Source organism: Streptosporangium sp. G12 (genome assembly GCF_052983175.1).
The window spans coordinates 1-25,512 of sequence record NZ_JBRIQO010000010.1 but is presented as its reverse complement, the minus strand read 5'-3'; the positions used below and the strand labels follow the sequence as shown (position 1 = coordinate 25,512).

The 25,512-nt window shown below is 70.4% G+C and carries 25 protein-coding genes and 1 tRNA gene; 7 read left to right on the top strand and 19 right to left on the bottom strand.

Annotated elements, in window-relative coordinates; genetic code table 11:
* Positions 1 to 116: 116 nt before the first annotated feature.
* Together ACVCAG_RS16600 and ACVCAG_RS16595 are read right to left on the bottom strand one after the other, a co-directional pair.
* Positions 117 to 3,089, bottom strand: coding sequence for a helicase HerA-like domain-containing protein (locus ACVCAG_RS16600; RefSeq protein ID WP_440082728.1), 2,973 nt, complete (start codon positions 3,087 to 3,089; stop codon positions 117 to 119).
* Between the two features lie 334 nt (positions 3,090 to 3,423).
* Positions 3,424 to 5,367 carry a hypothetical protein gene (locus ACVCAG_RS16595; protein WP_440082727.1) on the bottom strand — a complete coding sequence of 648 codons (1,944 nt, stop codon included), beginning with the start codon at positions 5,365 to 5,367 and terminating at the stop codon, positions 3,424 to 3,426.
* Positions 5,368 to 5,543: 176 nt separating this feature from the next.
* On the opposite strand from ACVCAG_RS16595, the gene ACVCAG_RS16590 reads away from it, so the two are divergent.
* From ACVCAG_RS16590 to ACVCAG_RS16580, 3 genes are all read left to right on the top strand, one after another.
* Positions 5,544 to 6,191 (top strand): hypothetical protein, encoded by a 648-nt coding sequence (locus ACVCAG_RS16590; protein WP_440082726.1) that lies wholly within the window; start codon positions 5,544 to 5,546, stop codon positions 6,189 to 6,191.
* Positions 6,188 to 6,934, top strand: coding sequence for a hypothetical protein (locus ACVCAG_RS16585; RefSeq protein WP_440082725.1), 747 nt, complete (start codon positions 6,188 to 6,190; stop codon positions 6,932 to 6,934). Before ACVCAG_RS16590 ends, ACVCAG_RS16585 begins: the two co-directional genes overlap by 4 nt.
* 776 nt (positions 6,935 to 7,710) lie before the next feature.
* Entirely contained in the window at positions 7,711 to 8,487 is a 777-nt protein-coding gene (locus ACVCAG_RS16580; protein WP_447189993.1) for a hypothetical protein, read from the top strand.
* Here ACVCAG_RS16580 and ACVCAG_RS16575 read toward each other — a convergent pair.
* Positions 8,426 to 9,691: a hypothetical protein gene (locus ACVCAG_RS16575; protein WP_440082723.1), complete on the bottom strand. Its 1,266-nt coding sequence runs from the start codon at positions 9,689 to 9,691 to the stop codon at positions 8,426 to 8,428. The genes ACVCAG_RS16580 and ACVCAG_RS16575 overlap by 62 nt on opposite strands.
* A 188-nt stretch (positions 9,692 to 9,879) precedes the next feature.
* Here ACVCAG_RS16575 and ACVCAG_RS16570 point away from each other — a divergent pair, with 188 nt between their 5' ends.
* Positions 9,880 to 10,866 carry a DsbA family protein gene (locus tag ACVCAG_RS16570; protein ID WP_447189992.1) on the top strand — a complete coding sequence of 329 codons (987 nt, stop codon included), beginning with the start codon at positions 9,880 to 9,882 and terminating at the stop codon, positions 10,864 to 10,866.
* Between the two features lie 248 nt (positions 10,867 to 11,114).
* On the opposite strand, the gene ACVCAG_RS16565 is transcribed toward ACVCAG_RS16570, so the two are convergent.
* The 9 genes from ACVCAG_RS16565 to ACVCAG_RS16525 all read right to left on the bottom strand — a co-directional run bounded on the left by ACVCAG_RS16565 (position 11,115) and on the right by ACVCAG_RS16525 (position 15,969).
* A complete protein-coding gene (locus ACVCAG_RS16565) occupies positions 11,115 to 11,411 on the bottom strand; it encodes a DUF1416 domain-containing protein (protein WP_329089613.1) in 297 nt (98 codons plus the stop codon).
* Positions 11,411 to 12,250, bottom strand: coding sequence for a rhodanese-like domain-containing protein (locus ACVCAG_RS16560; protein WP_440082721.1), 840 nt, complete (start codon positions 12,248 to 12,250; stop codon positions 11,411 to 11,413). The genes ACVCAG_RS16565 and ACVCAG_RS16560 overlap by 1 nt, the downstream gene beginning before the upstream one ends.
* Before the next feature lie 15 nt (positions 12,251 to 12,265).
* A complete protein-coding gene (locus ACVCAG_RS16555) occupies positions 12,266 to 12,664 on the bottom strand; it encodes a DUF4395 domain-containing protein (protein ID WP_440082720.1) in 399 nt (132 codons plus the stop codon).
* Between the two features lie 62 nt (positions 12,665 to 12,726).
* Positions 12,727 to 12,810 carry a putative leader peptide gene (locus ACVCAG_RS16550; RefSeq protein ID WP_350969279.1) on the bottom strand — a complete coding sequence of 28 codons (84 nt, stop codon included), beginning with the start codon at positions 12,808 to 12,810 and terminating at the stop codon, positions 12,727 to 12,729.
* Between the two features lie 91 nt (positions 12,811 to 12,901).
* Positions 12,902 to 13,240 carry a TlpA family protein disulfide reductase gene (locus tag ACVCAG_RS16545; protein ID WP_362680553.1) on the bottom strand — a complete coding sequence of 113 codons (339 nt, stop codon included), beginning with the start codon at positions 13,238 to 13,240 and terminating at the stop codon, positions 12,902 to 12,904.
* A gap of 212 nt (positions 13,241 to 13,452) precedes the next feature.
* The gene (locus tag ACVCAG_RS16540; RefSeq protein ID WP_447190047.1) at positions 13,453 to 14,373 is read right to left on the bottom strand and encodes a zf-HC2 domain-containing protein; all 921 of its coding nucleotides are present in this window, start codon (positions 14,371 to 14,373) and stop codon (positions 13,453 to 13,455) included.
* Positions 14,374 to 14,375: 2 nt separating this feature from the next.
* On the bottom strand, positions 14,376 to 14,888 hold the full coding sequence (locus ACVCAG_RS16535) for a sigma-70 family RNA polymerase sigma factor (RefSeq protein ID WP_350969222.1): 513 nt from the start codon (positions 14,886 to 14,888) through the stop codon (positions 14,376 to 14,378).
* A gap of 48 nt (positions 14,889 to 14,936) precedes the next feature.
* The gene (locus ACVCAG_RS16530) at positions 14,937 to 15,617 is read right to left on the bottom strand and encodes an LmeA family phospholipid-binding protein (RefSeq protein ID WP_440082718.1); all 681 of its coding nucleotides are present in this window, start codon (positions 15,615 to 15,617) and stop codon (positions 14,937 to 14,939) included.
* Between the two features lie 100 nt (positions 15,618 to 15,717).
* The gene (locus ACVCAG_RS16525; protein WP_440082717.1) at positions 15,718 to 15,969 is read right to left on the bottom strand and encodes a MoaD/ThiS family protein; all 252 of its coding nucleotides are present in this window, start codon (positions 15,967 to 15,969) and stop codon (positions 15,718 to 15,720) included.
* 206 nt (positions 15,970 to 16,175) lie between these two features.
* Between ACVCAG_RS16525 and ACVCAG_RS16520 the strand changes: the two genes are divergently transcribed.
* On the top strand, positions 16,176 to 16,889 hold the full coding sequence (locus ACVCAG_RS16520) for a winged helix-turn-helix domain-containing protein (RefSeq protein WP_436761326.1): 714 nt from the start codon (positions 16,176 to 16,178) through the stop codon (positions 16,887 to 16,889).
* Between the two features lie 180 nt (positions 16,890 to 17,069).
* Here the strand turns inward: ACVCAG_RS16520 and ACVCAG_RS16515 are convergent, their stop codons facing one another.
* The 3 genes from ACVCAG_RS16515 to ACVCAG_RS16505 form a co-directional block, all read right to left on the bottom strand.
* Complete coding sequence (locus tag ACVCAG_RS16515) at positions 17,070 to 17,810, bottom strand: response regulator (protein WP_447189991.1); 741 nt, start codon at positions 17,808 to 17,810, stop codon at positions 17,070 to 17,072.
* Complete coding sequence (locus ACVCAG_RS16510) at positions 17,807 to 18,940, bottom strand: sensor histidine kinase (RefSeq protein ID WP_447189990.1); 1,134 nt, start codon at positions 18,938 to 18,940, stop codon at positions 17,807 to 17,809. Before ACVCAG_RS16510 ends, ACVCAG_RS16515 begins: the two co-directional genes overlap by 4 nt.
* Before the next feature lie 292 nt (positions 18,941 to 19,232).
* Complete coding sequence (locus ACVCAG_RS16505; RefSeq protein ID WP_440082714.1) at positions 19,233 to 21,050, bottom strand: 5'-nucleotidase C-terminal domain-containing protein; 1,818 nt, start codon at positions 21,048 to 21,050, stop codon at positions 19,233 to 19,235.
* Between the two features lie 131 nt (positions 21,051 to 21,181).
* Here ACVCAG_RS16505 and mshD point away from each other — a divergent pair, with 131 nt between their 5' ends.
* Entirely contained in the window at positions 21,182 to 22,105 is a 924-nt protein-coding gene (gene mshD / locus ACVCAG_RS16500; protein ID WP_447189989.1) for a mycothiol synthase, read from the top strand.
* Positions 22,106 to 22,203: 98 nt separating this feature from the next.
* Here the strand turns inward: mshD and ACVCAG_RS16495 are convergent, their stop codons facing one another.
* From ACVCAG_RS16495 to dcd, 3 genes are all read right to left on the bottom strand, one after another.
* A complete protein-coding gene (locus ACVCAG_RS16495; RefSeq protein WP_440082712.1) occupies positions 22,204 to 23,208 on the bottom strand; it encodes an inorganic phosphate transporter in 1,005 nt (334 codons plus the stop codon).
* Complete coding sequence (locus ACVCAG_RS16490) at positions 23,209 to 23,826, bottom strand: DUF47 domain-containing protein (RefSeq protein WP_030924556.1); 618 nt, start codon at positions 23,824 to 23,826, stop codon at positions 23,209 to 23,211. It lies immediately after the preceding gene.
* A 422-nt stretch (positions 23,827 to 24,248) separates the two neighbouring features.
* A complete protein-coding gene (gene dcd / locus ACVCAG_RS16485) occupies positions 24,249 to 24,824 on the bottom strand; it encodes a dCTP deaminase (RefSeq protein ID WP_440070455.1) in 576 nt (191 codons plus the stop codon).
* Between the two features lie 168 nt (positions 24,825 to 24,992).
* Between dcd and ACVCAG_RS16480 the strand changes: the two genes are divergently transcribed.
* Positions 24,993 to 25,066, top strand: a tRNA-Gly gene (locus ACVCAG_RS16480).
* Between the two features lie 80 nt (positions 25,067 to 25,146).
* Here ACVCAG_RS16480 and ACVCAG_RS16475 read toward each other — a convergent pair.
* Complete coding sequence (locus tag ACVCAG_RS16475) at positions 25,147 to 25,275, bottom strand: hypothetical protein (RefSeq protein WP_447189988.1); 129 nt, start codon at positions 25,273 to 25,275, stop codon at positions 25,147 to 25,149.
* Positions 25,276 to 25,512: the final 237 nt, after the last annotated feature.

Genomic DNA, 25,512 nt, shown 5'->3' with positions numbered 1-25,512 from the left:
TCGGAGAACACCGGAAAAGCTCATGGCGGAGTTCGGGGGAAGGCTCACGGCGATGCTCTGGCAAAGCTCGTGGAGCGAACCTTCCGCACACCGGGGACACCCCGGCCGAACCGCCCTCACTGCTCGGCGAAGGCGAGCTCCGCGGGCTCCGGCGAGTCGGCGTCGAAGGGCAGCACGAACCGGCGCGGCCACGACAGCACGCTCTCCAGCCAGCCCGCCCCCATGGTCTGGGACACGTGCCGGAGCCGGTCGGCCGGGTCGACGCCGATGGTGACCGTGAGGATGTCGCGCTCCACGCTCTCGCGCTCGTCGTCACCGAGGATCACCCGCCAGGCCAGCTCCCTGTTCCTGTCCACCTCCATGGACAGCGGGTGGTGGCGGAGTGCCTTGGCCCGGTGGCCGAGCAGCTCGGTGCCGCCCGCGGGACGGTTGAACAGGGCGTACTCCATGACCGGTGCGGAGCCGCGCGGGTTGGGCGCGGGCTGGCCGTGCGGGAAGAGCCTGTCCACCTCGTGCAGCCACCGCACCTGCGGGATGACCCAGGCGGGCCCCGGCCGCTCGCCGGGGTCACGGTCGGGACCGAGCAGCCTGGTCGCGATCGTGGCGACCTGCTCGGTCAGCTTGACCGGGTCGCTGACGGTACGCAGCGACCAGGCGCGGCGGCCCACGCAGCGTTCCACCGCCGTGGCCAGCAGGCACTCGCGCCGCCGCGGCGGGAGCTCCGCCCAGAGGTCGGCCAGCGCCCTGGGCACCCCGGGCACCGGCCGGTTGGTGCAGAACGCCAGCACCAGCGTGTCGGTCCAGATCCGCAGCCAGGCCCATTCGGACGCCCCGGCGAGCAGGTCCGCCTCGCGCAGCTCGACCAGCGTGCACGCCCGGCCGGTGCGGCACTCCTGCCCGCAGGCCGCCGACCGTCGGCCGCAGATGGGCGGCATGTGGCCGGGGACCGGGCGCTCGCGGTCCTCGCCCAGCGGCACCTGGATGCGCAGCGGCCGGTCCATGCCGTCGGCGAAGACCGCGGCGACGCCGGGCGGGAGCGAGACGACCTGCCGGGACTGCTCCTCGCTCAGGTTCGTCGCCGCGCCGACCAGCTGGCGGTCGTCCTCGGCGGGGAGCCGGTGGATGACCTTCAGCGCGGTGTTCTTCACCACGTCGGAGACCAGCTTCGTGGGGATCTGCTCGGCGACCACGATGCCCTCACCGTACGCGCGGATCTCGGCGAGCATGCCCGCCAGGAGCTCGACGGCGTGCGTGCTGGCCCGCCCCGCGCCCCGGTCGCGCAGCAGCCGGTGCGCCTCCTCGATCACGATGACGTGCTTGAGCCCGCTGCTGCGTTCCTTCCTGGCCCGCATCCGCAGGTGCTCCACGATCCGGATGATCAAGGTGCCCATCAGGAACGCCTTGTCCTCGTCGTTGGCGACGTCCTCGATCGCGAGCACCACGTTGCGCTGGAGCAGGTCGCCGATGTCGGCGGGGTGCCCGCCCTCGAAGAACCGGCCCGCGGAGCCGACCCGCAGCGACCGCAGCCGCAGCGAGATGAAGCCCTCCACGTCGGCCTGGACCTCCCGGCCGTAGCCGATCTCCTTGATCACGTCCATCGCGTGCTGCTGGAGCTGTTCGAGGGTCGGTACGGCGGGCCTGACCGCGGCGCCCGGGGCGGCCCAGCCGGTGACCACGTCCCAGCCGTTGGCCTCGTACACCCGCTGCAGGGCGAGCGACATGATCTGCGGGAACGGCTCCTCGGCGTCGAAGGCCGCCATGAACAGCGCACGGACCATGTCGATGTGGGCCTGCACCGGATAGCCGGGCTCGGGGGCGAGCGGGTTGACGCTGAACGGCACGCTCTCCGGGGCCGACGGGTTGATCACGGTCACCGGGGCGAGATGCTCGATCCGGCCGCCCATCGAGGCGTACTCGGACTTGGCCGGTTCGATGGCGAGCCACGGGATGCCCGCGCCGGTGAGCTGTTCCAGCAGGTGCCTGACGGTCTGGGACTTGCCGGAGCCGGTGGCGCCGGTGATGAACGCGTGCCGGTTGAGGGTGGCCAGCGGAACCTTGAACGAGCCGACCGGCCTGTCCTGGCCGTCGAGGATGGACCCGAGCTCGACGGTGAGCGCGCCGGGCACGTTGTCCGCCTCGCTGGTCACGTCGAAGAAGCCCGCGTCGAGGACCCGTACCCCCGGCACCTCCCGGTGCGGCAGCCCGGCGAGCGCGGCGAGCGCCCCCGCGGTGGCCGCGAACGGGGAGGCCGCGCCGTCCGCCGGATCCTGCAGGGTCGTGGCCAGCGCCTCGGCGAAGCCGTACACGGGGCCGGACAGCGCGCTGCGCAGGCGGTAGGGGTGGTGGCTCATCTCGGCGGAGCCGACGAGCACCGGGGCGATCTGGCGCAGTTCCTCGGGTCCGGCGGCCCCGGCGAGCACCCGGACGTTCCACAGCCCGGCCTCGCGGAAGGCGTCCAGCTCCTGCATGCGCCGCTCGGCCCGCTCGGCGTCGTAGCGGGAGCGCTCGGAGGCGTCACCGTACTGCCGCAGCACGTTGAGCTGGGTGCGCAGGTGCGCGACCTCGGCGTCGAGCAGGTCGGTCTGCTCGGCCACCACCAGCCAGGCGAACGGCCGGGACATGAGCGTGACCAGCGTGGACTCGAAGAGCGTGGGCCGCCTGATCTCGTCGGCGTCCGGCTCGCGGCGCCCGCCCAGCGGCGGGGCCTGCCGTCCCGGGCATACGGTCCAGGCGAGGTCGGACAGGTCGCGAAGCCACTCGTCGCCGATCCGGACACCACGGGCGCCACTGGGGAACAGCAGCGGCTCGGGACCGCCGGGGGCGTGCTCGGCCTCGGTGGCGGCCCTGCGGGGCGGGCGCGGCGGGGTGAGCGGCCCCGCGTTGGTGATCAGCTCCAGCGGGGCCCCGGACCCGCGCGAGAGCCAGCCGACCACGAAGGGCCGGTTGCGCTGGGCCGTGGAGAGCACGGCGGGCAGGACGGTGACGAAGTCCCACTCGGCGGAGGAGCTGCGCGAGGGTGCCGTGATCGCCTGGATTCTGTACCAGGGACCGGTCAGGGCAGTGGGCGGACGGGACACACTTGGCTGCATTTGGTCTCCACCCGGGGGACCCGGCTCCAGGCCGGAGGGTTGACGCTTCACGGATCGCTCCGTCGTACCGGCCGACGCATGATCGAGATCGAGATCGAGGGTAGGTCACCCCCGCGACCACGGTCGAACCTGACTCGGGGCTCGCACCCCGGCATTGACCATCCCATTACGAGATACGGACGGCTCGTTGACGCACCCGGTGAAAACGCCGCCGCTCGAACGGTCCTCGCCCGAGCCTCCCCCCTCCGGATCGGCGCCGCCCGGACCCGTACCGCCCGGACCTCCGCCCCCCGGGCCCGCATCACCCGGGCTCTCGTCGGCGTGGGCCGGGTTCTCATTGGCGGCGACGCCAGTCGAGCCTGGCCGGGGGCGGGCCGAGGTTGGGCGGCGCGTCCTCGAACGCGCTCGACGGGCGCGGCTCCGCCTTCCTCTCCTGGTGCACGTGGTCCAGCGCGGCTTCCTTGATCTCGTCGAACTCGCCCAGCGTCGTCTTGGGGAAGGTCAGTATGGCCGGGTTGGCATCGGCGAGACGGACCCTGCGGCCCTCGGCGGTGGCGTCGGTGACGATCACCGAGGTGGTGGGAAGCTGCTGGAGCTGGTGGGGCTCGACGAGGAACTCCCTGGAGCGGTGCAGCACCCGCTCGGTCTCCCCCATCGCCTTGGTCGCGCGACGGCCCCACTCGGTGGACTCGGTGATGTCCTCCTTGAGGTCCGTGTGGCTCACGTCGCGTTCCTCGTCGCCCTCCTCGGCCTGGCCGACCGTGGAGACGTAGCCGCCGTCCATCCCGGCTCCGGCGGCGCTGATCGTCTCGGTGAGCTGGGCGAGCTCCAGCCGGTGCTCGGTGCCGACGTGCTCGCTGGCCACCCGGGCGTCCTCGGCGTTGCCGAGCCGCATGAACGTCACCGCCGCGTGCCCGCGCCCGAGCCGCTCCCGCACGGTCGGGGTCAGCGACCGGTAGGTGAGCACGAGGCCGGTCCTGGAGGTCTCGCAGGCGTCCATCAGCCGGTCGAGCACGTCGCCGCGGAGCTTGTCCGCGCCCGCGACGATGATCGTGTGGTACCACGGCCGCTCGGAGGCGGGCGACTGGCGCAGGATGTGGGTGAGCGCGGTCGCCACGTACGTGCCCAGGACGCGGTTGCCGAACACGCCCGCCTGGCGGTCCATCGACACGACCCGCAGGCGCGCGGGCGGCAGGCGCACCGCCTCCGAGCCGAGGGTCTCCAGCTTGCGCAGCTGCGACTCCAGCGCCCACGCCCGCTCGATCACCACCCGGTCGCTGACGCCCCGGCCGAACAGCGTGCCGATCCGCTCCAGCTGGGTGGCGGTGATCAGGCCGAACCGCAGGTCCTCGCGGGGGTCGCCGACCTGGGCCAGGGCGCGCAGGGCGGCGGTGACCTGGTTGATCGTGGCGCTCTCGCCGAGGACCTCCAGGACCCGCTCCAGGATGGCGTTGTCGAACGACAGGTCCCTGGTCGAACGGTGCTCCTCGCTGACGCTCACGACGTGGGCGAGGACGTCGGCGAAGGCCTCCGGGGCGAGCGTCGCGCCCAGGTCGAGCCGGGGCAGGTCGACCGGCAGCACCCAGACCAGCGGGTCGTCGCCACCCCTGCGCGCGAGCTCGATCAGGTCCTTGGCGATCGCGCCCTCGGACAGGTCCAGCACGGTCAGGTGGCCGCCGCTGTAGAGGCGGGTCGCGCCGAGCAGGGTGATCAGCGCCGACCAGCCGGGCAGCGTGCCTCCGGCCACGTCGATCCGGTCGATCTCGTCGGGCACCGCCACCGCGTACCAGGTCAGCTGGCGGTCGTGGCGCTCCTTCTTCTCCGCCCACTCCCGGTAACGGGCGGCGTGCTCCTCCTGGGCGAGGAAGAGCTCCCTGTCACGTTCCTCCCGCAGCCGGTCACCGGCCACCTCGCGCTCCCTGATGCGGTGGCGCACCGCCCGGTCGCCCTGGTGGACGGCGTAGCTGCAGAACGCCGCGATGCCACCGGCGGCGATGACCCCGACGGCGGCGAACGACCAGCTGAGCATCTCGGTGAGGCCGAGGACGAGGATCAGCGTGGCGAGCGCGGCCATGAACCCTCGGACGATCTTGACCGGCCGGTTCAGGAGGTCCTCGTTGAGGCGTTCCCTGCGCACCCACTCGGGGTCGAGCGGCTCGGGAGGATTCTCGACGGGCGAGGGTCGCTTGGGAGCCGGACCCGGATCAGGGTGCAACAAGGCGTACTGCCAGCCCAGGTAGATCCGGTCCGCCTGGAGCTGCGCATGCTCTGGATGCACGTCCGCCACGGAACCTCCGCCATCGGGCTCATCGGAAGCCTCGGAGACAGCGTAAGAGTTCGACATCGTATTCGGGCAGCGTTCCCGTCAATCCGCTGTATTTTCCCCAGGTTCGCCAGGACTTAAGAGACAGATGAGTCGGATGAGACGGACGTCAGCGATTAACATCATTTCTCATGACTCCGCCTCCCGAGGGTCCCACCAGACGGCGCCCCATCGCGGTCCCGCTCGTCGCCCTGGTGACGGTCGCCGGTCTGGGAGTCACCGCCGCTCTCGGCGGCTTCGCCACGGCCCCCGACAAGCCTCCCAAGCGGCTCGGCCAGGGCTCGACCGTGGACCAGGAGCAGTTCACGACCACGTTCGTCGGGTCCCGCACCCTGAGCGAGCCCGGCCTGTTCGGCAGCCCGGCCAAGCGTTTCCTGGAGATCGAGTTCCGGGTCACCAACAAGGGCGACGAGACCGCGATCACGGGACTGCTCTACGAGGGCGGCCTGGCCGGCGGGTCCTTCGGTACGTCCCTGCTCAAGATAACCCCGGCGATAAAGGGCAAGTACGGCGCGTCGGTGTTCTCTCCCACCGGAGGAGGCGAGAGCACACAACTCCACCCGGCCCTGCCGACCAGCGTGGTGGTCAGGTACGAGCTGGAGGACAGGCAGCGGGCTCCCAAGCAGCTGACGATCGACGTCGGCAAGTACGAGTGGCGTGAGGGGATCACCTTGTCGCCGGGCTGGTTCCTGGTGACGGAGAACGACGCGGGCAAGGAGAAACCCGTGGTGACGGCCCAGGTCACGCTTCCCGTCGCGCAGAAGGGGACACGCTCGTGAACGCCTCTTCCCGTTCCCGGCCCGAGACCCGTTCCCAGCCCGAGACTCCTCCGCTGCCCGAGACTCGTCCTCGGCCCGAGAACCGCCCCCGGCCCGGTTCCCGCTCCCGCTCCGGGGCGCCCGCCCGCCGCAGAACCACCGCGCCGCCGAGCCGATGGCGCGCCGCCGGCGCCGTGCTGGCCGGGATCGCGCTGGCGGCATCGGCCGTGGGACTGCAGGCCTTCGGCTCGGGGATCGCCGACCATGACGCGCCCCTCACCTCGACCGGCGACATCAACGAGGAGGTCACCGGCTCCCGGATCTCCGCGCGGGTCAAGGCGGTGCACGCGGCCAAGGCCATCGCGGCCAAGAACGCCGGCGGCGAGCAGAAACGGGTGACCGCCAAGGGGGTCTTCATCATCGTCGAGGTGGGCGCCACGGCGACCTGGGAGCCGCAGCAGCTGGGGCCTCCCCGGCTGTTGACGGGCGGCGGGCACCGTTACGTGGCCTCCGACAGGGTGGACCAGATGTCGACCATCACCCATCCCTACATCCAGCCGGGCTGGTGGACCGAGGGCGTGACGGTCTTCGAGATCCCGCCCGGGGAGCTCCCGGACTCGCGGATCCTGCTCGCCCCCTCATCCGGTTTCATCGTCGAGCCGAACGGACCCGAGATCGAGATAGACCTGGGTCTGGACGAGGCGGCCGCGCGACGGCTGACCTCCACCGCGAAGGACGTCTACGAGTTGGCGAGCAGGAACTGATGGGGACGCCGCACCGGGGAGGTCCCGAGGACGAGCAGGGCCGCGACTGGTTCGCCTCGCGGGAGGAACGGCTCGCGCGGGAGGAACGGTCCGCGGGCGGGCCCCGGACCGCGGGGGAGAACGGGCCGGCGGGGGAGAACGGGCCCGCCTCGGAGGGGCATCCCTCGACGCCGTCTCACGATCCCTACCGAGGCAGCCCCTGGCCCGCCACCCTCGGCACCTGGCCGGCACCCCCCGGCACCCCCGGTGAGCGTCCGACACCACCCGGCCAGATGCCCCCCGGCCAGATGCCTCCCGGCGCTGCCGGCGAGCGCCCGACGCCGCCAGGACCGATGTCTCCCGGCGTTCCGGGTGCTCCCGGCGTCCCCGGTGCTCCCCTCAGGCACCCGGCACCGCCCGGTCTCGACGACGACGCGCCCACGCGACCTCGCGGACGTCACGCGGAACCTCCCGCGGCCCACCGGCCGCGTACCGGACAGAATCCGGAACGGCCCGCGCTTCCCCGGGCCCGGCGGCTGAACCCGCCCGAGCCCGGGAACCGCCATGCCGGGCAGGGGTTCCCCGATCCGGCACAGCCGGCCCCCGCACCCCGGTCTCGGCCCGCCGCGTCACCGGCGCCTCCCACCCCGGCCCCGGGTCTCCCCGCCGTACCTCCCACCCCGGCCAGGAGCCGCCCCACCCCGCCTCAGCGCCGGCAACCTCCGGGCGGGGGCCAGTGGACGCCCGGCCCTCCGCGGACGTTCCCGGACGAGCAGGTCTGGCCCCCGAGGCCGCCCGTGGAAGAGCCGGCGGAAGAACCGGAGGGAGCCTCGACCCAGCCGTTCCCCTCCGTCACCGGGTCCCCGCTGCCCAGGCCCTCCACCACCGGAACCGGGACGGCGGCGGCGATGCCCGCGGCCGCCCCCGCCGCACCCACCGACGCGCCGCCCGGGGAACGCCCGCCGCAGGAGACCGCGGCGGCCACGGAGGAGACCCCGCCGACGAGGAGGCGCCGTACGGTGCTGCGGGCCGGCGCGGCGATCGTGCTCGTGGGCCTCGGCATCGCGGTCTCCACGTGGAACGGTTACACCGTCTACAGGACCGGCAACCCCGCCGACAGGATCTACACCGTCGCGGCGGGGGGTGCCATGACGCTGATGCACGTGTCGTGGAAGTCCTCGGTCGAGCAGGTGGACAGCCTGCCCGGCCAGAAGCCCCTCCCCGCCGACCGCCAGTGGCTGAAGATCAAGGTGACGAGAACCGCGCTGGACGCCGAGGGCATCAGCCTGCGCGGTGAACCCCAGGTCGAGGTCAGGCACTCCGACGGCCGCGTGTGGAAGGTCCTCCCCGAGAGCGACGACGTCCCGGACGAGGCCAAGGACCACAAGATCGGTACCGCCTACTCCTACAACATGGTCGCCGTGGTGCCCAGGAAACTGGCCGGGCAGGTCGAGGTCCACGTCCGCCCCGCCACGTACGACGTCGTGGAGGACGAGTCCGTGAAGGACATCTTCAAGAAGGCCGCGGAGCAGAAGGACCCTGTTCAGGATCAGGTGCTGCGCTTCCGGCGGTGAGCGTCTCCCCCGCCTCACGACTGCGGGTGGCCGCGATGTCGAACGTGGCCGCCAGCAGGCAGACGGTCAGCGTCAGCACCACCATCTCCCTGACGAAGGACACCGGCCCGGCCAGCGCCATCCAGACGAACGGATCCTCGTTTCCGATCAGCATCCGCACGCCCCGGTCCGCGTAGTCGGTGACCACCCTGATCCCGACATAACCGAGGCAGAAGAGACCGAACAGCGCGGGACCGCCCCGGACGGCGAGCCGGAAGGCGTTCACCGGGGGAACCCAGCGCTCCTGGAACCCGGCCGTGGCACGGGTCATCGTGGTCTGGGTGAGGGTGTGCGTCCGCTCCATCCGGGTGGCCACGTTGTCGAGCCTGGTTCCCCGTACGACGGCCCGGGTGTCCTCGGCGAAGGCCCCGTAGACGAGCGAGGCGACCGTCAGCCAGGTGAGCGGCACGACCAGACCGTCGATCATGTGGGGCCAGACGTCCCCGACCGCGTCCCAGAAGGCCTTCCACCACGGCATGGCCTCACCCGCCTCCTCGGCCCAGTCCTTGGCCGCCGCCACGACGACCCGGTCGTCCAGCCATTCCGCCCGCGCGTCGGCGAAGGCGAACAGGGCGTTGATGCTGTAGAAGGCGAAGGCCAGCTCGAAGAAGGTCGCGAACACGCCGCTGCCCCTGACCTTGCCGTTGACGTGCCACCAGCTGAACAGTGTCTTGAGCAGGTACGCGACCACGGCGACCCCCAGGGAGACCCGCACGTCCAGAGTGGAGAGCCCGGTGCCGCCCTCCACCTCCTGCCCCGCGAGACTCGCCGCGAAGTCCTGGTCGACCCGCCTGGCGGTGTCGACGGCGATGAACTCCCTGGCGTCCGCGTTCTGGAAGCTCCAGGCGAGATAGATGGTGGCGAAGGCCAGCGTGGCACGGTTCAGCGCGCCGAACATGCTTTCGTCCGCCTCGCCGCCCTCCCGCCGCGCCCGGATCTCCCGAAGCGCCCCGCGCACCGAGTGCAGCATGCCGACCATGATCACGAGCTCGTTCAACACGATCAACGTGAAGACGAACATCGTGATGACGAGCCGTACCTGCAGGTAGTCGCCGTGGGAGACCTCGCTGGCGGCCACCATCAGCAGCCCTCGGACCACCCTGCCGGCCGAGAACCAGAGGATCAGCGACAGGGCGCAGGCGCCGAAGATCCTGAGCGTGTGCATGGGCAGCGAGGCCGCGGAAAGGGATGCGGACCTCCGGCCGACTGCCGGCGACTGTGCGGGCATAACAGGCGTTTCAGGCACCCGACGCATGCTAACGACTCCCCTGACAGAGCGCAGCCCGACCGGCGAGGCCGGTGGGCCCACCGAATAAACGACCGGCCCCGTTTGTTGCAGCGGCAATGAAGCGCATGGAAGTCTGGGCCGACATGGCCTGCGCGTGGGCCTACATCGGCAGGCGACGTCTGGAGCAGGCGGAACTCGGCGAGGACGTGGAGATCGTCTGGCGCCCGTACGTCATCGACCCGATGGCTCCGGTGCCGTCGGAGCCGCTGGAGGAGGAGCTGCGCGACCCGGTCGCCGAGGGCGCCCTGCGAGCCCTCCACCCGGCCCCGCTCTCGGCCGGGGAGCGGGCCGGTGACGGCGGGCGGCCGCGGGGCGCCGTGTGGCGGGCGAACACGTTCGACGCCCACCGGGTGATCGCCCTCGCCCACCGGCGGGGCGGTGCCGCGCTCCAGGGCGCGGTCGTGGAGCGGATCCTGCGCGCCCACTTCGTCGAGGGCTCCGACATCGGGGACCGCGCCACCCTGGTGGCGCTCGCCGCCGAGGCCGGTCTGGACGGCATGGCCGAGGCGCTCGACCGCGGTGACGGCGCGGACGAGGTCCGCTCCGAGCTGCTGCGCGGCAAGGCCGAGGGCATCGCCACCTCGCCGACCTTCGCGGTCGGCGACACGGTGGTCTCCGGCGCGCAGCCGGCCGAGGTCCTCGCCGACCTGGTACGGGACGCCGCTCCCCGGCGGGCACTCCCCGACGAGGTCAGGTGGCTGCGCCAGGCCGAGGCGCTGATGGACGCCCGGGATCCCCTCGGCGCGTTGTGGACGCTGCGTCCGCTGCTGGCCGATCACGGCGACGACCCCGCCGTCCGGCTGCTGGCGGCCCGCGCCTACTTCGGCTCGGCCCAGCTCGGCCGGGCGGGGGAGACGCTGGAGGCGCTTCTGGAGCGCACCCCCGGTGACCACTACGCCCGGTTCCTGCTCGGCCGGACCCTCGAACGCGCCAACCGTCTCCCCGAGGCCCTGCCCCACCTGCGCCTGGCGGCGGCCATGTCCCCGGAGCCCGACTACGTCGATGCCCTCGATCGTGTCGAGAACCGGCTGGCGGACCGTCTCACGGTCTGACGTGAGAGGGCGGAGACACCGCTCCGCCCTCTCGGGAACGGCGAGCTCCGAAACGGCGAACCGCGGAACGAACCTTCAGGACCGGCGGACCTTCAGGGTCGGCGGACTTCCGGCGCGGTCGGCACGTCCGGCACAACGGAAAGGACCGGCCTCCCGAAGAAGAGCCGGTCCTGTCACCTGCTGGTTCGTGCTGTTCGTGCTGTGCGGTCAACGTGCTGGTTCGCTGTGGCGAGTCCGGCCCCGAGAGGTCAGACGGCCACGGCGAGCTGGGTGACCTCACCCAGGCGGGCCTGGGCCGGGATGTCCTTGGTGACCCCGCCGCCCGCGATGATGCGGACGGTCCAGTCACCGGGGGCGGCGAAGAAACGGAAGATGCCCTCGTCGGACACCACGACCTCACCGGTGAACTCTCCCGCGTGGTCGAGCAGGCGGGCGTATGCCGTGCCCGCGCCCGAGACCACGCCCTGGATGACGGCCTGGCTCGAAAGGTCGATCCCGGCCGGAAGGGCAACAGTCTGTTCCGGAGCAGCGCATCCCTGAGTCATTATCGGGCCTCTCCCAGTTCGATCGGCACGCCGACGAGCGAGCCGTACTCGGTCCACGATCCGTCGTAGTTCTTCACGCTGGCCTGGTCGAGGATCTCGTGGAGGACGAACCACGAGTGCGCCGAGCGCTCCCCGATGCGGCAGTAGGCGATGGTGTCCTTGGCGAAGTCGATGCCCTCGCCCTCGTAGAGGGCCTTGAGGTCCTCGTCCGTCTTGAAGGTGCCGTCGTCGTTGGCGGTCTTCGACCACGGAATGTTGCGGGCGGTGGGAACGTGGCCGCCGCGTTGCGCAGCCTCCTGCGGGAGGTGGGCGGGCGCGAGCAGCTTGCCGGTGAACTCGTCGGGCGAGCGCACGTCGACCAGGTTGAGCTTGCCGATCGCGGCGACGACGTCGTCACGGAAGGCGCGGATGGACAGGTCCTGGTCCTTGGCCTGGTAGTTCGTCTCGGGACGCGCGGAGACGTCCTTGACCAGCTCGCGGGAGTCGAGCTCCCACTTCTTGCGGCCACCGTCGAGAAGCCTGATGTTCTCGTGGCCGTAGAGCTTGAAGTACCAGTACGCGTAGGCGGCGAACCAGTTGTTGTTGCCGCCGTAGAGGACCACGGTGTCGTCGTTGGCGATGCCCCTGGACGACAGCAGCGCCTGGAAGCCCTCACGGTCGACGAAGTCGCGACGGACCGGGTCCTGAAGGTCCTGCTTCCAGTCGATCTTCACGGCGCCACGGATGTGGCCCTTGTCGTATGCACTGGCGTCCTCGTCCACTTCAACGAGAACGACGCCGGGAGTGTCGAGGTTGGCCTCGACCCAGTCAGCGTCGACCAGGACGGCGGAGCGGCTCATTTTGATCCTCCAGGATCATCGTGCGGCGGGTAGTAAACGGCGAATGATCAAAAACATCTCGCAGCCGAGACAGAAACCAAAAGCGACGTTGAGAAATGCGGCGAAAAGGGCCGCTGCGACGACACCGAGGGCCAGCGGCGTGATCTGTGCGACGTATCCGACCAAGCCCACCAGAGCGAAGGCCAGTCCGACCCCCTGCGCGAAACGCGGCGGGGCGGCGTCCTCCAGTTCCTTCGGCGGACTCTTCACTATCCCTTTGAAAATCATCCCGTACGGCGAGATGCCGAGAACGCCCAGTGCGAACACGACGGCCTGCGCCGCCAGCAGCCACGCGCTGCCCGTCACGAGGACGAGTGCGAGGACAACGGTGGTGACGGCCGCTGCGAAGCGGAGAGCTCGGGAATCAACCTGCATCGCCTGATGCTCCTGAAGGGTTGTGCAGATCGGTGCGGCTCGACGGCCGCTTGAGATCGCCCTTAGGAAACGCGACAGAGAGCGGTGGTCACGCGGCAGAAATCAACCGCGCGCCGCTTCGTGAGCAGCTCTGTCGTGGAGTTCATGTCCACGACATTACCCCGGCGTCCCGCCATCTGTCACATCCCTGTCCAATTTCTGAGACATGATCGTTCAATGGGCGATAGGGTGCCCCGCTCATTCGCCGACCGCCAGACCGAGGGCACCGATGACGTCGGCTTTCCTGGGTTGACCGGAGGCACGCCTCACGACCCGCCCGGACGCGTCGAGCACGAGGACGGTGGGGGTGCGCAGGATGTTCAGCGATCGGACCAGGTCCAGGCGGGACTCCGCGTCGATCTCCACGTGCGCGACGCCGGGCACCATCCCGGCCACCTCGCCGAGGATCCGCCGGGTCGCCCGGCACGGCTGGCAGAAGGAGGTGGAGAACTGCACGAGCGTGGCCCGCTCTCCCAGCTCCGCGTGGATGTCACCGGACGTGAGCCGCTCCACGTCGCCCCGCACCTCCCGTGCCACGCCGTTCCGTCGCCGCAGCACCACGCCCACGAGCGTGGCGAGGGCGAGGGTGACGACCACCACCGTCAAACCGGTCACGGAACACGACAACAGGCGTGCGCCCCGCGCCATTCCCGCGCCGGCCCCCATCCTTGGACCGTTTTCCCGGACCGGGCGGACGACTCTTCCCCGGACCGGGCGGACGACCCGGCGGGACGGGCGCACCGGGCGGGTCAGGAGGTGGGGATCGTGAGCAGCACCCGTCCCCCGGCGGTGGTGATCTCGAACGACGTGATCCGCTCCGGCGGGATCGTCGTGGTGCCCTCGAAGTCACCCGACTCGTCGTAGGCGGCCCGGTTGACGACCCAGTTGCCCGCCGTCTCCCTGAGCCCGCCCTCCCCGGCCACCTCCAGCCGGCAGCGCGTGCCCTTGGCCACCCCGGTGAGCGTGACCTTGATCGTGGTCGCCCCCTCCCCCGCGGACGCGGTCACCACCGCGCGGACCGTGCCCGTGTCGTCCGCCCCCTTGAACCGCAGCTCACTCGGGGCGAGCAGGACCTCCGGTGCGGGACCGGCCGTCGGAGACCCGGAGGTCTTCGCTGCGGGACCGGCCGTCGAGGATTCGGAGGTATCCGGCGCGGAACTGGCCGCCGGGGATCTGAAGGCCTCCCGGGGCGGTGACGTGGAGGACCTGACCTGGGCACTGGCCTTGGCGTCGCTGTCGGGCGCGGCCGGGTCCTCGAAGGACCGAGCGCTCTCCTGGCCACCCTCCGCGGAGGTCACCGGCCTGTCCGCCATAGGCGCCGACGCCGTGCCGACCTCCGGGGAGCTCTGGGTGACGGTCCACAGGATGCCGCCGCCGAGCCCGACCACCAGGACCGAGGCGGCCAGCGAGAGCATCAGGCGGTTCGTACGGCGCCGCTTGACCTTGGCGCTGAGCAGCCGGTCGAGCACCGCCGTGGGCGGGCTCGCCACCTGCGCCACGTCGCCCTCGGACACCCTGCCGAGGAACGCCGTCACCCCGGCCAGCTCCTCCAGTTCGGCCCGGCACTCGGCGCACTCGGCGAGATGGGCCTCGACGAGCACACGCTCGTCCGGCTCCAGGGCACCGAGAGCGTAGACCCCGAGCGACATCCGTACTTCGTCACAGGTCATCATCATGGCGCGAGCCCCCGCTCCTCCAGCGCCAGTTTGAGCGCCCGAAGCGCGTAATACGTGCGCGATTTAACCGTTCCTGCGGGGATGCCGAGCGACTCGGCGGCCTCCTTGACGGATTTCCCCTGGTAGTAGACCTCGGCCAGCACCTCGCGGTGCTCGGGCCGCAGCGCGGCCAGCGCCTCGGCGACCGCCCACGACTCGACGGCCCGCTCCAGCTCGTCGTCGGCGGGCACCACGGCGAGCGCCTCGTCACCCGTCTCCGGGGGGCGCGCCTTGCGCGCCCGGTGCTGGTCGACGACGAGGTTGCGGGCCACCGTGAACAGCCACGCGCGGATGGAACGGCCGGCGAACGCGTCAGGATGGCGCCAGGCCCGCAGCAGCGTTTCCTGCACGACATCCTCCGCTCTCCCCGAGTCGCCCGTCAGCCGCAGCACGTAGCCGTAGAGTGGCCCGCCGTGCTCGTCGAAGAGCGCCCTGACGAGTTGCTCGTCGGCGGTTCCGGCTTGGCTCACATCCTCACGACGTACGGCGGGACGATCCGGTTCAGGCACGGGGCACGTTCAACCTCGGAGGGGCACGTCGGAGGCCTCGCCCGAGATGCGCAGCCCCTCGGGAACGGCCTTGACCTCGGTCAACTTGAGGTTGTACGGCAGCTTGCCGATCGGGACGCGGTAGTTGATGAACCGCTCGGGATCGGGCACGGGGATGCCTCCGCCCAGGGTCACCTTCCCGGGGACGAGCTGCAGGCCGCCCTTGACGATCTCGACCTTCAGCGCCGCCTTCACGGGCACCTTCTGTCCCAGCACGGTGATCTCCCCGCTGACATTGAGCTCGTCGCCCACGACACTGACCTTGATCCCGCGAGGTGCCCGCTGGTTGAGCGTCTCCACCGGGACGACCACCGCCCCCTCCACGCGCTCGGCGCGCATGTCCACCTGCTGGGGACGGAGCACCAGGTCCTCCAGCGGGGCCGTGACGCCGCGCAGGGTGAAGTCGACGCTCGACAGCCGGATGCCCGAGATGGTCATCGCGCCCGCGGCGACCCTGACCTCCTCGTAGCGCCCGGCGATCGCCTGGGTCAGGAAGGGGATGCCCTCGATCGTGACCTCCGGCGGGGTCGACAGGTCGTACTTGGCCGTGGCCTGCGTGGCGATCTCGCGCTGGACTCCCGTGACGGCGACCCTGTCGAGGATCACCACGAGAACGAGAAGCAGGAGGAGAAAACCGATCAGCTTGCGCATCCGACTCCCTGTTCGTTCCCCGGCCCGAGAGGGGCCATTGGCGTGACCTCCCCCCGCAATCCTGTCCGAAACGCCGCGCCGGTGGTAGCGTCCACCCCGCTCAACCGCCCGCGAACGGCGGGAGCACCTCGACCGTCGCCCCGTCCGTCAGGATGATCGTCTCGTGGGCCCGCAGGCCCACCGGATCCCCGTCCACCAGGAACGACGACCGGCTCACCACGCGAGCCAGCCCTTCACGATTCGATGTGATTTTCGTCATCAACTCGGCAAGCGTCGCGGCCTCGGACCGCTCCTCCGCGATCCCCGCCGCTTCCTTCGCCGCGGCCCAATATCTGACAATGACCGTCGCCATCAGTGAATCAACTCCCCAAGCACACGTACGGTTACCGTGCCATTACGGTGAATCCACATGGAGAACGGGTGTTCACCAGGTGGACGTTCGCTGGACGCTGAACCCTTGTGGGTTATCCTCACCTACTACGGGACCTGGGCAATGTAGCCCCCGGGTCCTTACGTGTTTGTGCGGCTATCGCCGACATGACGCGGGAAGGAGGCATCGTGAGCAATCTCCTGCTGCTCACCAACGCCCTTGAGCCCTCAACTGAGGTGCTTCCGGCGCTGGGGCTGCTACTGCACTCGGTACGGGTCGCGCCCGCGGAGGCATCCGCCCTGCTCGACGCCCCGCCCGCCGACGCGATTCTGGTGGATGCGCGCCGCGAGCTCGTCCAGGCCAAGAGCCTGTGCCGGCTGCTGCGCACCACGGGCGTCGCCTGCCCCCTGGTGGTGATCGTCACAGAGGGCGGACTCGCCGGGCTGACCGCGGAGTGGGGCACCGACGACGTCATCCTCGACACCGCCGGACCCGCCGAGGTCGAGGCGCGGCTCAGGATGGCCGTGGGCAAGCTCCACCTGTCCGCCGCCGAGGAGGTGCCGGACGAGATCCGCAACGGCGACCTGTCGATCGACGAGGCCACCTACACCGCCAGGCTCCGCGGGCGCGCACTGGATCTGACCTTCAAGGAGTTCGAGCTCCTGAAGTACCTGGCGCAGCACCCCGGCAGGGTCTTCACCCGCGCCCAGCTCCTCCAGGAGGTCTGGGGGTACGACTACTTCGGCGGTACCCGCACCGTGGACGTCCACGTCCGGCGGCTCCGCGCCAAGCTCGGCGCCGAGTACGAGGCGCTGATCGGAACGGTCCGCAACGTCGGCTACCGGTTCGTCCCCGAGCGCGGCAACGAGCCCGTCGAGGAGCGCGAGCCCGCGCGCCATTAGGCCCTGTCCTCCTCGGCCCTGTGTCCCGGGGCTCCCGGGAGTCACCGGAAACGGCCGTGGCACGTTCCCGCTTCCGCCCCGCGGAGTTCTCGCGAGGGCGGTGAGCCGGACACGCCCGTGCCGCCGGGCACGCCAGACGGGTACGCGGTCGTGTCCGGCCATGCGTGACGTGCGTGCCCTTCAGGCGCGTCCACCGGACGACGAGCCAGGCGTACCGGACGCTCCGCACGCCTTGGGGGCTCCGGTCGCTCCGGGCGCTCCCGACGCTCCGGGCGTGACCAGCCCCGACTCGTAGGCGAAGACGACGAGCTGTGCCCGGTCGCGCGCCCCCAGCTTGGTCATCGACCGGCTGACGTGGGTCTTGACGGTGGCGTGGCTGATGGCCAGGTGCCCCGCCATCTCCGCGTTGGACATGCCCGTGGCGACCAGTGCCAGGATCTCCAGCTCGCGGCCGGTCAGGCGTTCCAGGCCGGGCCCCGCGACGGGCCTGGGCGGAGTGGACACGTACTCCTCGATCAGCCGCCGGGTCACGGAGGGCGAGAGCAGCGCGTCACCGGCGGCGGCCACCCGGACCGACCTCAGCAGCTCGGCGGGTTCGATGTCCTTGAGCAGGAAGCCCCCGGCCCCGGCGCGCAGCGCGGCGAAGACGTACTCGTCGAGGGCGTAGTTGGTCAGGATCACCACGCGCACCGCGTCGAGCTCGGGGTCGGCGCCGATCCTCCTGGTGGCCTGGATGCCGTCCAGCAGCGGCATCCTGACGTCCAGCAGCGCCACGTCCGGCCGTAGCGCGCGGGACATCTCGACGGCCTCGACGCCGTTGCCCGCCTCGCCGACGACGGTGATGTCGCCGGCCATGTCGAGCAGTGCCCGGAAGCCCGCGCGGATCAGCGCCTGGTCGTCGGCGAGCAGCACCCTGATCACGGCCGCCCCGCCAGGGGCAGCTCGGCACGGACGGCGAACCCGCCCTGCGGACGCGGGCCCGCGGTGAGCGACCCTCCGGCGGCGACGGCGCGCTCGCGCATCCCGATCAGCCCCATTCCGTATCCCGTGACCTCCGCGGCGGACTCCCCGTCGTCCTCGACGCGCAGCACGACCGTTCCCGGCCGGTACTCGATCGTCAGCGTGATCGACGCGGGCCCGGCATGACGAAGCACGTTGGTGAACGCCTCCTGCGCGATGCGGTAGGCCGCCCGGTCGACGTCCGGGGGCAGGTCCAGGCGCTCTCCGACGACGAGGACCCTGACCGGCAGCCCCACCGCCTCCGCCCTGGCGACCAGCCGGGGCAGCCTGGCCAGGCCCGCCTCGGGGTCGTCGGGATCGGCCTGCCTCAGCACGCCCAGCGTGGCGCGGAGCTCGCGCATCGCCTCCCGCCCCGACTCCTTGATCACGGCCAGTGCCTCGCGGGACCGCGCGGGGTCGTGGTCGAGCAGGTGCACGGCGACGGAGGTCTGGACGTTGATGACCGAGATGCTGTGGGTGAGGGTGTCGTGCAGCTCCTGGGCGATCCACAGCCGCTCCTCGTCGGCCCGGCGCAGCGCCGCCTCCTCGCGGGTGCGCTCGGCCTCGATCGCCCGTTCCTCGACCTCGTTCAGGTACGCGCGACGGTTCCTGGTCATCTCCCCGAGGACCACCATCGCCACCAGCCAGCCGCTGAGCAGGGTGAAACCGCCGTCGGGGGCGGGGTCGACGTCGGACAGCGCGATGGGGCCGTAGATCCCCACGGCCATCGCGACCGCCAGCCGGACCGCCAGGCTCCGCCGTCCGAGGACCGCCACCGTGTAGATCGACATCAGGGCGGGCGCGGCGGCGAAGATCCCCGGGTACCGCCAGACGTGGTAGGCGACGACGCAGGCCACAGTGATCGTTCCCACCGGCAGCGGCGCGCTCCGCCGGAATGCCAGCGCCAGCGACGACACCGTGATCAGCGCCAGGCCGAGCGTGTCCAGCGGACGCTCGGGGAAACCCGAGCCGGACAGCCCGCCGTAGGTGCCCCCGACGATCCCCGCCAGCACCCCGGCCGCGACCAGCGCGTCGGTTCTCCGGGTCCTCACCCCTGACACGGTAGGCCACCGTGCCCGCTGTGCCGACCCTCGGAAGGAGGAGGTCGCCCGTACATCCCCGGCCGTACGCCGGCCTGGGCCGGGCCGCGGATACCGCTCACGGCGTACGGCCCTCCTGCCCCACCGGGCTCCTCGCGACGTACGGCGAAACGCCCCCGGCACCACGTGCGAAGAGGCCCACCGGACGCGTCCGATGGGCCTCTCGCGCGTGTCACACCTTCACGGTGTGCCATGCCTCACGACGTACCGCGATCCTCGCGGCGTGGCGCGTCTTTCGCCCGCGTTACGGAACGACCGTGATGTGGTCGGGCACCGGGGGCGTGATCGACGGGTTCGCCGCGAAGTAGGCGGCGAAGGCGTCGATGTCCAGCGGGCCGCTCCACACGTCCGCACCGTCCTTGAAGGCGAGGAACGCGTCACCGCCGCCGACCAGGAAGTTGTTGGCCGCGACCCTGATCGTCTGCGTGTCCGTCACGGCGACACCGTCGATCTTCATGTCGGAGATCTTCGAACCCCACGGTGCGCTCGCGCTGTAGGTGTAGGTGAAGTTCGACGACGGCTGCAGGATCTTGGTGAACGCCTGGGCGTTGGGACCGCCGACGAACTGCTGCTCGAGAACGGTCTTGAGCTGCGCCCCGGTGAGCGTGACCACCTGCATGAGGTTGTTGAACGGCTGGACCGTGAACGCCTCTCCGTACGTCACCACACCGTCTCCCTCACCGGCGGGCGAGCCCGCGTAGGTGAGGCTCGCCCGCACGCCGCCCGGGTTCATCAGGGCGATCTGGGCGTTGCCGCCGGTCCTGGTCGCGGCGAGCTGGCCGTCGGCGATGAGGTTGCCCAGGGGGGACTCCCCGGAGGCCACGGCGGTGTTGGTGATGTCCGCGGTGATCCGGCCGATCGGCCTGTTGGCCACCGCCGCGACGCGGTCCTTCCACGTCTGGACGAACGCGCCGATCTCCGGGTCGGGGGTGACGGTCCTGGTCACGACCTGGTTGTCGGCCACGACCGAGGAGCGCACGACGTCGCGGGTCCTGACGTCCACCTGGAAGTCGACCTTGGTGATGACCCGGCCGAAGGAGCCGCCCTGGCTGTAGAGGCGGGTGCCGCCCTTGGGGTCGGTCACCCGGCACAGGTACGCCTGGTGGGAGTGGCCGCTGAGGATCATGTCGATCTCGGCGTCGACCTGGGTGGCGATCCGGTTGCCCGCGCCGGGCTGGGCGGCGCACGCGTCGGGCGACTGGCCCGCGGTGACCTGGTCGCCCTCGTGCACGAGCACGACCTGGGCCTTGACGCCGACGATCTTGAGGAGCTTGGACGCGACGTTCGCGGCCTTCACCTCGTCGACGAACTCGAGGTCCTTGACGCCCTCGGCGGTGACGATGTTCGGGGTGGTCTGGGTGACCAGGCCGATGAAGCCGATCGGCACGCCGTTCATCCAGCGGATCGCGACCGGGGGCAGCGCGGGGATGCCGTAGTCCTTGAGGAGGTCGCGCAGCGAGCCGCCGCTCGTCCCGCCCAGGGCCTCCAGCGCCTCCTTCTCCGCGCCCCGCTCGGGCCGCTTGAAGATGACGTTCGCGCCGAGATAGCTGTACTTCGCGCCCTTCCACGTACCGGCGGGCGAGCAGCCGTCCACCGGGTGGCAGCCGCCGTTCATGATCCGCTTGAGCTCGGCGTACCCCTCGTCGAACTCGTGGTTGCCCACGGCGGAGGCGGTGACGCCGACCTTGCCGAGGAACTCCACCGAGGGCTCGTCGTGGTAGGCCGCGGAGATCAGGGGGGTGGCACCGATCAGGTCGCCCTGGGCGACCTTCAGCGTGTTCTTGTCGGAGAGCTGCTTGAGGTGGGTGGCGGCGAACGCGGCGCCACCCGCGTCGACCGTGGCGCCGGTCTCGTCGACCATGCGGCCGGACGAACCGGTCGGCGGCTCGAGGTGGCCGTGGAAGTCGTTGAGGGAGAGCAGGCGGACCGGCACCGTCTTGGCGGTCTTGACGGCGGGGCCGGCGGGCTTGTTGCCCGCCTGGGCCGGTCCCATCGCGAGCACGAGACCGGCCCCGGCGAGCACGCCCGCCATGGCCAGCCGCTGGAAGGAACGAGACATCATGAACCACGACACTAAAGGGACCACCTGTGCAAGGAATGACCGAGAGGTAACGATTCACCTGGCGAGTGCATGGCGCCTTTTGCCAGTCCCCGGTGGGCTCGGGAAACATGTGCCCGCTTAGAGTCCACACCATGAACGCGCGTGTGGAGTACCGAGGGTCGCTCGGCGAGCAAGAGGTGTCCGGCGTCCTCGCGGTGGTGGAGGCGGCCACGGAGGCCGACGGGGTCAGGCCGCTCAACGAACATGTGATGCTGCACCTGCGCTACGGCGGCGACGAACGGGCCGGAGCCGTGCTGCTGTACGCCGGGGACGACCTCGCGGGCTACGCCCACGTCGACCCGACCGACCCCGTCGAGGGACCCAGCGGGGAGCTGGTCGTCCACCCGGCGTTCCGCGGGAGGGGATACGGGCGGCGGCTGCTGGAGACGGTGCTCGACCACACCGGCGGGCACCTGCGCCTGTGGGCGCACGGCGGGCACCCGGCCGCCGAGGCCCTCGCCCGCTCGGCGGGATTCGACAAGGTCAGGTCCCTGTGGCGGATGCGCCGCTCCCTGTCCTCCGACATCCCCGGCTTCGAGCTTCCCGAGGGGGTACGGCTGCGCACGTTCGAGCCCGGCACCTCCGACCGGGAGGCGTGGGTGGCGCTCAACGCCAAGGCCTTCGCCCGGCACCCCGAGCAGGGAACGTGGACGATCGAGGACCTGGAGCGGCGCGAGCGGGAGCCCTGGTTCGACCCGGCCGGGTTCTTCCTCGCCGTACGACCGGACGGCTCCGGGGACGGCGACCGGCTGGTGGGCTTCCACTGGACCAAGGTCCACGGTGACGGCGACCACGCGCACGAACCCCTCGGCGAGGTGTACGTCGTCGGCGTCGACCCCGCCGAGCAGGGCGGCGGTCTGGGCAGGTCGCTCACCCTCGCGGGCCTGACGTACCTGAGGTCGCGGGGCCTGAGCCAGGTGATGCTGTACGTGGACGAGGACAACCCCGCGGCGCTCCGCCTGTACGAGAGGCTGGGCTTCACCCGGTGGGACGTCGACGTGATGTACCGGAAGTAGAGACGTCTTCCGCCTGACGTACCGAAAAGCGGGGACGCCCCTGGAAGCAGGGCGCGCCGGACCGGGTTCGCTCCCGGTCCGGCGCGGTCACCCGAGGACTACTCGACCATCCAGTGGAGCGCGAAGTAGGACAGCGCGGCGACGAACGCGGCGGCCGGGATCGTGAGGATCCAGGCGGTCACGATGTTGCCCGCGACGCCCCAGCGCACGGCCGACAGGCGCTTGGTGGCGCCGACGCCCATGATCGCGCTGGTGATCGTGTGAGTGGTGGAGATGGGGGCGCCGAAGCCGATGGCCGCGGTGTAGAGCACGGTCGCCGCGGCCGTCTCCGCGGCGAATCCCTGCGGAGGGTCGAGCGCGATGATCCGGCGCCCGAGCGTCCGCATGATCCGCCAGCCGCCCGCGTACGTGCCGAGCGAGATGGCCGTGGCGGCGGAGAGGATGACCCACTGGGGGATCGGGTCACCGTCGTTCTGGTAGCCGCCGACCACGAGGGCGAGGAAGATGACCCCCATGGTCTTCTGCGCGTCCTGGAGGCCGTGGCCCAGCGCCATCGCCGCCGCGGACACGGTCTGCGCGAGACGGAAGCCCCGGTTGGTCCTCGTGGGCTGGGAGCGCCGGAATCCCCACAGGATTCCGATCATGATGAGCCCGGCGAGGCTGAAACCGATCAGCGGAGACAGGATCATCGGGATGACGACCTTCTCCATCACCCCGTCCCAGTGGACGGTGCTCGCCGAGGCGAGCGCGGAGCCGACCAGGCCGCCGATCAGCGCGTGACTGCTCGACGAGGGAAGGCCGAAGTACCACGTGACGAGGTTCCAGGTGATCGCGCCGACCAGACCCGAGCCGACGATGACGAGGCCGTGGCTTCCCTGCGGGGCGTCGATGATGCCCTTGCCGACGGTCGCCGCCACCTGCGTACCGAGATGCGCACCCAGGAAGTTCATGGCCGCGGCCATGAACAGCGCGGCCCTCGGCGTCAGCGCGCGCGTCGAGACGGAGGTCGCGATCGCGTTCGCGGCGTCGTGGAAGCCGTTGGTGTAGTCGAACACCAGCGCCACGACCACCACGCCGATGACGAGTGCGAGCGTGAGATCCACTTAGCTTTCCTTGACCGCGATCGACTCGATCGTGTTGGCCACGTGCTCGAAGGCGTCGGCGGCCATCTCGAGCTGATCGATGACCTCCTTCATCTTGAGGACGGTCAACGCGTCGTACTCCCCGCCGAAGAGCTTGGCGAGAAGGCGTCGGTAGACCTGGTCGGCCTGGTTCTCCAGCCGGTTGATCTCGATCCAGTACTCGTTGAGGTTCTTCATCGAACGCAGCCGCGGCATGGCCTCGGCGGTGAGCTCGGCGGCGCGCTCCAGGACCTCGACCTGCCGGACGACCTCCTTGGGGAGGTGGTCGATCTGGTACAGGACGATCAGGTCGGCTGCCGCCTCCATGTAGTCCATCACGTCGTCGAGGTTCGAGGCGAGGCGGTAGATGTCCTCGCGGTCGAAGGGGGTGATGAAGCTCTCGTTGAGCCGATTCATGATCGCGTGAGTGCGCTCGTCGCCGGCGTGCTCACATGCGCGCATCTTCTCGGCCAGGGCTTCCCGGTCCGATCCGTCACTGATGATCTCTACCAGCAGACGGGACGCTGTGACGAGGTTGTTCGCCGAGTCGGCGAACAAGTCGTAGTAGCTGTCCTCACTAGGTGTGAGACGCAGGCGCACGTCGTTCTCCAGATGTGCGGGGATGGTCCGCAGAGAAGGGTACGGGTTACCAGCGGAAATGCGAACTTCACCTGCCAGACACGCACTCTTCGTGATGTCGTTACCCGGCGGGTACCCGGCGACACACGGCTTGAGGCAGTCTTGCGAGCATCTTTCCGGTGACCGTTTTTGCTAGTTTTCGGCCACATTATGCCGAAGGCAGGTCACGTATGGGACTCTCTCCCCCGGATCACCGTCCGGCGCGTCGCCCCCGCTCTCCCCCGAAGCTCCTGCTTCCACGACGTTTCCCCGAGATCCACCAAGGTCGGACAGACCGGCGGCCCTCGCGAACAATCAGGGTGATTTCCATCACGGTCCCTCGCTAAACCGCGTTCGGACCCCTCACGAGGGTCCGCGCCCTCCCCCGTCGACGATCATGGAAATCAGATGGGAGTCCGGTGGAAGTTGAGGTACGAACGGCTCGGCGTCGGTCCCCGCTGCCCCTGGTAGCGCGATCCGTACTTCTCCGAACCGTAGGGATACTCCGCCGGGGAGCTGAGCCTGAACATGCAGAGCTGACCGATCTTCATACCGGGCCAGAGCTTGATCGGCAACGTCGCGACGTTGGAGAGCTCCAGCGTGACGTGCCCGCTGAACCCGGGGTCGATGAACCCTGCCGTCGAGTGCGTCAGCAGCCCGAGCCTGCCCAGCGAGCTCTTGCCCTCCAGCCGCGAGGCGATGTCGTCCGGCAGCGTGACGACCTCGTACGTGCTCGCCAGCACGAACTCCCCCGGATGCAGGATGAACGGCTCGTCCTTGTCCGGTTCGACCATCCGCGTCAGATCGGGCTGCTCGACCGCCGGATCGATGTGGGGGTACCGGTGGTTCTCGAAAACTCTGAAGTAGCGGTCCAGGCGTACGTCAACACTGGACGGCTGGATCATCTCCGGCTGGAAGGGATCGATCCTGACCCTTCCAGCCTCGATCTGAGCGGCGATGTCACGATCGGAAAGCAGCACGTGTGGAACCTACCAACGGCGGAGCCGTGAAGCTTGCCTCCGGGAGGGGAACCTGGCAACGGCGGAGCCGTGAGGCCCGCCTCCGGAGGGAACGCATGAATCTTGCTCCCGGGAGGGACGAGAGTCGCCCAACTTTCCGCTAGAGTGGTGACTCGCGGCACGCCGCACGCGGGTGTAGTTCAATGGCAGAACATCAGCTTCCCAAGCTGACAGCGCGGGTTCGATTCCCGTCACCCGCTCCACCCACAAAGGCCCAGGTCAGGACGTAAATCCGGACCGGGGCCTTAGTTGTTTCCGGAGCGCTTTCGATCTTCCGTGCCCGTTACGTGCCCGATGCCGGTGGATCTTCTTTCTTGAGAGCGGCTTCGGCGAGCTTTCCCATGCCGTCGGCGATCATCTGATCCCGCCCGTTCTCGGTGTGCAGATAGATCAGCGCGGCCCGCGTGGTCAAGGCGGCGGCGCGGCGCGCCGCCGCACGGCCCAGCGTCGCGGACCCCGGCCGCGCATGCGGCCTGGGGGCCGGTCACGGCCGGGGCCGCACTCAGGCCGCGCACCGACCGCCGGCCCCGCCGTACCGACCATCAGTCGCCGTACCCGGGCCGCCCCGCCGACCTAGGAGCTGTTCGAGGTTCGGATCATGTGGTTGAAGTGAGGAGTTTCAGCCACATGATCGAGCCTCGGAGGTGGA

Coding starts and splice junctions, on each gene's coding strand:
- ACVCAG_RS16555 (WP_440082720.1), bottom strand. CDS start 12,664: ATGCAGGTTGATTCCCGAGCTCTCCGCTTCGCAGCGGCCGTCACCACC.
- ACVCAG_RS16525 (WP_440082717.1), bottom strand. CDS start 15,969: ATGGCGACGGTCATTGTCAGATATTGGGCCGCGGCGAAGGAAGCGGCG.
- ACVCAG_RS16570 (WP_447189992.1), top strand. CDS start 9,880: ATGGAAGTCTGGGCCGACATGGCCTGCGCGTGGGCCTACATCGGCAGG.
- mshD (WP_447189989.1), top strand. CDS start 21,182: ATGAACGCGCGTGTGGAGTACCGAGGGTCGCTCGGCGAGCAAGAGGTG.
- ACVCAG_RS16530 (WP_440082718.1), bottom strand. CDS start 15,617: ATGCGCAAGCTGATCGGTTTTCTCCTCCTGCTTCTCGTTCTCGTGGTG.
- ACVCAG_RS16575 (WP_440082723.1), bottom strand. CDS start 9,691: ATGCACACGCTCAGGATCTTCGGCGCCTGCGCCCTGTCGCTGATCCTC.
- ACVCAG_RS16550 (WP_350969279.1), bottom strand. CDS start 12,810: ATGAACTCCACGACAGAGCTGCTCACGAAGCGGCGCGCGGTTGATTTC.
- ACVCAG_RS16540 (WP_447190047.1), bottom strand. CDS start 14,373: ATGACCTGTGACGAAGTACGGATGTCGCTCGGGGTCTACGCTCTCGGT.
- ACVCAG_RS16560 (WP_440082721.1), bottom strand. CDS start 12,250: ATGAGCCGCTCCGCCGTCCTGGTCGACGCTGACTGGGTCGAGGCCAAC.
- ACVCAG_RS16590 (WP_440082726.1), top strand. CDS start 5,544: ATGACTCCGCCTCCCGAGGGTCCCACCAGACGGCGCCCCATCGCGGTC.
- ACVCAG_RS16505 (WP_440082714.1), bottom strand. CDS start 21,050: ATGATGTCTCGTTCCTTCCAGCGGCTGGCCATGGCGGGCGTGCTCGCC.
- ACVCAG_RS16565 (WP_329089613.1), bottom strand. CDS start 11,411: ATGACTCAGGGATGCGCTGCTCCGGAACAGACTGTTGCCCTTCCGGCC.
- ACVCAG_RS16600 (WP_440082728.1), bottom strand. CDS start 3,089: ATGCAGCCAAGTGTGTCCCGTCCGCCCACTGCCCTGACCGGTCCCTGG.